At 74.2% G+C, this 5,288-nt stretch carries 5 protein-coding genes; 2 read left to right on the top strand and 3 right to left on the bottom strand.

What is annotated here, in order from left to right:
- Positions 1-146 precede the first annotated feature (146 nt).
- Both ACFVHV_RS43150 and ACFVHV_RS43155 read right to left on the bottom strand, forming a co-directional pair.
- The gene (locus tag ACFVHV_RS43150) at positions 147-1,196 is read right to left on the bottom strand and encodes a hypothetical protein (protein ID WP_380359265.1); all 1,050 of its coding nucleotides are present in this window, start codon (positions 1,194-1,196) and stop codon (positions 147-149) included.
- Positions 1,193-1,705 carry a SigE family RNA polymerase sigma factor gene (locus tag ACFVHV_RS43155; RefSeq protein ID WP_359915512.1) on the bottom strand — a complete coding sequence of 171 codons (513 nt, stop codon included), beginning with the start codon at positions 1,703-1,705 and terminating at the stop codon, positions 1,193-1,195. Before ACFVHV_RS43155 ends, ACFVHV_RS43150 begins: the two co-directional genes overlap by 4 nt.
- Positions 1,706-1,813: 108 nt before the next feature.
- On the opposite strand from ACFVHV_RS43155, the gene ACFVHV_RS43160 reads away from it, so the two are divergent.
- The gene (locus ACFVHV_RS43160) at positions 1,814-2,452 is read left to right on the top strand and encodes a hypothetical protein (protein ID WP_359915514.1); all 639 of its coding nucleotides are present in this window, start codon (positions 1,814-1,816) and stop codon (positions 2,450-2,452) included.
- 67 nt (positions 2,453-2,519) lie between these two features.
- On the opposite strand, the gene ACFVHV_RS43165 is transcribed toward ACFVHV_RS43160, so the two are convergent.
- Positions 2,520-3,566 (bottom strand): RDD family protein, encoded by a 1,047-nt coding sequence (locus ACFVHV_RS43165; protein WP_380359269.1) that lies wholly within the window; start codon positions 3,564-3,566, stop codon positions 2,520-2,522.
- A gap of 308 nt (positions 3,567-3,874) precedes the next feature.
- On the opposite strand from ACFVHV_RS43165, the gene ACFVHV_RS43170 reads away from it, so the two are divergent.
- On the top strand, positions 3,875-4,879 hold the full coding sequence (locus ACFVHV_RS43170) for a stage II sporulation protein M (protein WP_380359272.1): 1,005 nt from the start codon (positions 3,875-3,877) through the stop codon (positions 4,877-4,879).
- Positions 4,880-5,288 lie beyond the last annotated feature (409 nt).

The following is a 5,288-nucleotide window of genomic DNA, read 5'->3' on the forward strand; positions in this document are numbered from 1 at the left end:
TTATTTCCCCTCTCCCCGCCCTCTCCATCCCTTTTTCTCCGCCCCCCCGGCCGGGGCCCCCCCCCCCCCCCGGGGGGGCCCCCCCCCCCGCCGGCGTCTGCGGGGCCCGTCGGCCGGTCCGTCCGCCGGTTCGTCGGCCGCTTCCGTCAGCGGGGCCGGTCCGCGGGCCCCGTCGCCGTCCAGGAGGCCTCGTCCGCACCGAGCACGGTGAACCGGCTGAGCAGGCCCGCCAGTCCGCCGGCCTGTTGCACCGGCCGGCTCCCCGCGGCCGTCCCGTTGGCGCAGAGCCGGACGCCCTTGTCGACGCGGCACACCGGGGTGCCGCCGTCCGGCCTGCCGTCGACGAACACCCCGAAGGTCTCCGGCTGGACGGTGACGCTCAGCCACTTCCCGTCGACGGTGTACGACAGGATGGCGCTCCACGGGGGCTCGGTGTCCTTCGACGGCCGGTGGACCTCGATGTTCCGCGGCTCGAACTCGGCGGGCACGCCGGTCGGCCGCACCGGGAACGGGACGTCCCGGCCGCCGAACTCGACCCCGGCCGCGACCCTGAGCAGGTCCTCCTTGACCTTCGCCCCGATCCACAGCGTGGCCCTCAGTTCGGCCCAGCGACCGGAGGCGGTCATCCAGCGCAGGCCGACCGGGACTCCCGAGGCGTCGGTGACCAGCCACTGGGCCTCCCGGCCGGCGACCGCGGGCGCGGCGACCGTGTGCACCCCGGGGGCGAGGGACTCGCCGGGGCCGCGCAGCAGTTCGAGCTTCAGGGCGGGGACGGCGTTCTCGACGGCGGTCGTGGTGGCCGCGGTGGTGACGGACCGTCCGTCGCTGTTCGCGTAGCCGACGGCCGGTCGGGCCAGCCACGGCGGCAGCCAGCCGAAGCGGGCCTCGGCGCTCAGCGGGCCGGTGGACGCCGTCGGCGTCGGGACGGCGGTCGGGGACGGCGTGGGCGAGGCCGGGGAGGTCGGCGCGGGGACGGCAGGTGCGGGAGGCCCGCCGGCCGGGCGCAGCAGCAGCACGCCGGCCAGCACGGCGGCGGTCGACCCGGCCACCACGCCGATCAGCGCCTGCCGGCGGCGGCGCAGCCGGACCCGCCCGCGGGCGATCACCGCCGAGGCGTCGAGCGCGGCGGGCGGCGCCGGGGTCTCGGCGAGGGCGCCCAGCCGGGCGGTGAGATCACGCTGCTCGTGCGTCCTCATGACGTCCTCTCGGCGGTGGTGGGGCGAGCGGCGAGCGTCGTCCGGAGGGTGGCGAGAGCGCGCGAGGTCTGGCTCTTCACATTGCCCGAGGAGCAGCGCATCGCCTCGGCGGTCTGATCGACCGTGAGGTCGCAGTAGTACCGGAGCACCACGGTGGCCCGTTGCCTGGGCGGCAGCGCGGCCAGCGCCCTGCGCAGGTCGAGCTGGACGTCGAGGTCGGCCGCCACCGAGGCGACGTCCACCGGCGTCGCGGTCCGCGACGTCCGCCGCCACCAGGACGAGCGCTGCTCGGCGAGGAAGGTGTTGACCAGCACCCTGCGGGCGTAGCCGTCCAGGTTCTCGACCCGGCCGGCCCGTGACCAGTTCACGTACAGCTTGGTCGCGCACTCCTGCACCAGGTCGTCGGCCCGGTGCCAGTCCCCGCACAGCAGATAGGCGACCTTGCGCAGCCAGCCGCTCCTGGAGGCCACGTACTCCGTGAACTCCGCGTCGCGCGTCCGCTTCGCCATCCGCACCCCCTCTCGTCGTGGTGGCGACGCACAGCCGCGCCGTCCGCCGCTCTAATGCGGGCACCGGGCGGAAGGTTGCACGCGCGGCGCGCACGTAGGCTTTCCGGCATGCCCAACGGCCGGTACTCGCTCCACGACCCTCATGACCACGTCCCGCTCGGGGAGGAGCGCTTCAGCTGCGCGCCCGGGGCGGCCGGGTGGCGGTACGTCTCCAAGACCTACGCGCCGGACGGCCGGGTGCTCGGCAGCACCGACCTCACGCTGGACTCGCGCGCCCGGCCGCTGCGGATGGAGCTGCGGGCCGGGGGCTGGCAGGTGCGCGGCGGAGCGGTGGACGGGGTGGCCTGGGTCCGCACCGACGCGGCCGACCCCGGCGGCGAGCACGCGGCGGAGGGCCACGACCGGGCGCACGCCTTCACCGGCCGCTCGCCGGGCTTCCTGGTCGCCACCGCCCGGCTGCTGAGGCTGGCGGAGGGGGCGAGCGCGCGGGTGCGGCTGGTGGCCTTCACCGAGCCGGTGCTGGCTCCGCGCACCCTCGACCAGGGGTGGCTGCTGGAGGGCGTCGACACCCACGAGACGGATTCCGGGCCGCTGCTGGTCGAGCGGTACCAGGTGGCGGACCTGGAGACGGGCGAGCAGCAGGTGGTGCACCTGGCGGGGGACGTGGTGCTGGCGGCGGAGGGGATCGAGCTGGAGGAGCTGGCGTCGCCGCCGAACGCCTGGCGGGTGGGGACGGAGGAGGAGTAGCGGTCCGGCAGGGCCGTGGCGGCCCGGCCGACCCGCCCCGACCGGACCCGGCTCGACCCGGCTCGGCTCAGGCGGGCGGGGCGAAGCCGGTGTCGGCGGCGGGCTTGTCGAGGGACGGAGCCGCCGGGGCCGGGGGCGATGCCGGGGGTGAAGCAGGGGCGGCGGGCGGTACGGGCACCGGCGGTGCGGCGGGCGCGGTCGGTGCCACCGGTGCGGGCCGCTGCGCCGGCAGGCCGAGGACGCGGACGGGCCGTCCGTCGGCCGTGACCGTCGGAGCCGGCGCGGGGACCGGACCGGAGGCCGGACGGGGAGCGGGCACCTGGGCGGGTCCCCGTCCGGCCGCCCACAGCTGCTCCTGGGCCCGCATCCACTCCCGCCGCTGGCGCTCGGTGAGCACCGCGCCCAGGTACGCCGCCGGGTGCAGCCCCGGCGCGATCGGGTGGCCGATCCGGGCGGACAGGTCCTCGGCGAGCCGGGTGGACATCCGGAGCATCACCGCCGGATCCAACTGGCCGACCCGGCCCAGCAGTTGGCGGATGGCCAGCCAGAGCGGCTCGGGTACGGCGGACAGGTCCATCGCGACCAGCTCGTGGCCCATCGCCTGCAGCAGGTGCGGGTGGACCGGCGGCAGCGGGGAGGCGGTGCCGCCCGCGCCCGGGGTGCGCTCGCGGACGACCACCGTCCCGGCGAAGATGTCGCCCAGCCGCTTGCCGTCCGAGTGCACCACCGAGGTGATCACGGCCGGGGCGCCGGTCAGCACGATCATCTCGAAGAAGCCGACCAGCCCGCGCACCAGCGAGTGCCGGAACCGCACCGGCCCGCCGTCGGTGCGCACCACCCGCAGGCCGAGCGCGGCCTTGCCGAGCGAACGGCCGCGGGTGAGGGTCTCGACCATCACGGGCACGGCCACCAGGAAGAACACCATCAGGCCGATCATCGTGGCGGCCAGCGCCGCGCCGTCGAGCCCGATCAGGGCGAGGCTCAGCAGCAGCGTGAACACCAGCAGGGCCGCGAACTCCACCAGCAGGTCGATCACGATCGCCAGGGCCCTGCTCGGAAGCTTCGCCGTCCGGAGGCCGAGAACGACCGCCTCACCCGTCACCAGGTCGCTCAAGACACCTGTCCGTTCACGTTCTTGGAGCCCGTACGGCTCACCCATGGAGATCCGCTCCTGGGAGTGCGGCAGTGCCGGGGGAGGGAATCACCCCGGATCGGCCCCCCTGACCCGCTCTCCGCAGTCTGATCCGCAGCCGCAAACATACGGGGCCCAGTGGGCGCACGGGAAGTGAGATCCCGGCGGCCGCGGCGGCGGCCGCTGCTGGCATGCTGGGCCGCACGTGTCCGCCCGGACCCGCCGCCCGCCTGGACGCACCCGCCCGCGCACGCACGTCCGCGCCCGCCGCCGATCATGGAGCCGCCGAAATGGACCTGGACGTCTTCGTCGCCACCCACCAGGGGGAGTGGGCCCGGCTGGACGCCCTCGCCCGCCGGCGCCGGCTCGGCGGGGAGGAGGCCGACGAACTGGTCACGCTCTACCAGCGCGCCACCGGACACCTCGCCAAGGTCCAGGCCGCCGCGCCCGACCCGGCCCTGGTGAGCCGGCTGACCGGACTGGTCTCGCGCGCCCGCAGCGCGGTCACCGGCGCCCGGACCAACGGCTGGCAGGACGTCGCCCGCTACTACGCGGTGAGCTTCCCCGCCGCGCTCTACCGCGCGCGCCGCTGGTGGGTGCCGGTGGCGATCGTCTCCATGGTGGCCACCGCACTGCTCGCGTGGTGGATGGCCACCCACCCCGAGGTCCGCAACAGCCTGATCGCCCCCGAGCACCTCGACGAGCTGACCCGCCCCGGCGGCCAGTACGAGGCGTACTACTCGGACCGGCCGGCCAGCTCCTTCGCGGCACAGGTGTGGACGAACAACGCCTGGATCGCCGTGCAGTGCCTGCTGTTCGGGATCGCGCTGGGCGTTCCGGTGCTCTACGTGATGTGGACCAACGTGGTGAACCTCGGTATCGGCGTCGGACTGATGGCCTCCGCCGGGCGGCTCGACGTCTTCCTCGGCCTCCTCATTCCGCACGGCCTGCTGGAGCTGACCGCGGTCTTCGTGGCCGGCGGCCTCGGGCTGCGCCTCGGCTGGACCGTGATCGACCCCGGCCCGCGCACCCGCTCGGTGGCGCTGGCCGAACAGGGCCGCGCGATCATCGGCATGTCGATCGGCCTGGCGACGGTCCTGGCCGTCTCCGGCGTCCTGGAAGCCTTCGTGACTCCGTCCGGCCTGCCGACCTGGGCCCGCATCTCCATCGGCGTGCTGGCCGAGGCGGCCTTCCTCCTCTACGCCCTGGTGCTGGGCCGAAGGGCCGCCGAGGGCGGGGAGTTCGGCGATCTGGAGGCGGCCGACCGGGCGGACCTCCAGCCGGTCGCCGCCTGAGCCGATGTGATCCACAGGCCCCTGACCTGCTAGTCTTCCTCTCGTCCGGCCAAACCATTGACGTGGTGAGGGCGGGCTAGTAGGTTTCAACGGTTGGGACTGACTGGACAACGGTCGGTTCCGGGCGTTAGTGTCTACGACACCGCCGAATCGAGGCGAGTGCATTTCACGAAATGCGCACCCTCCGACGAAGCAAATCCCACGGACTGAGCACTCCGAAAGCCTTGATAGGCTTCGGAACGAAGTTCGCAGGAAATCCCGCCAGCGGGAATCGGATGAATGAAGCCCCGGTAAACGGAGCGGAAAACGTCTGGTAAGCTGGAAACACGAAAGAACGAAGCCCGGAGGGTCCGCTGGAAGGCGGTCCGAAGGAAGCGTCCGTTCCTTGAGAACTCAACAGCGTGCCAAA

Origin of the sequence: Kitasatospora sp. NPDC127116 (assembly GCF_042677365.1) — a bacterium.
Taxonomy (GTDB): domain Bacteria; phylum Actinomycetota; class Actinomycetes; order Streptomycetales; family Streptomycetaceae; genus Kitasatospora; species Kitasatospora lactacystinica.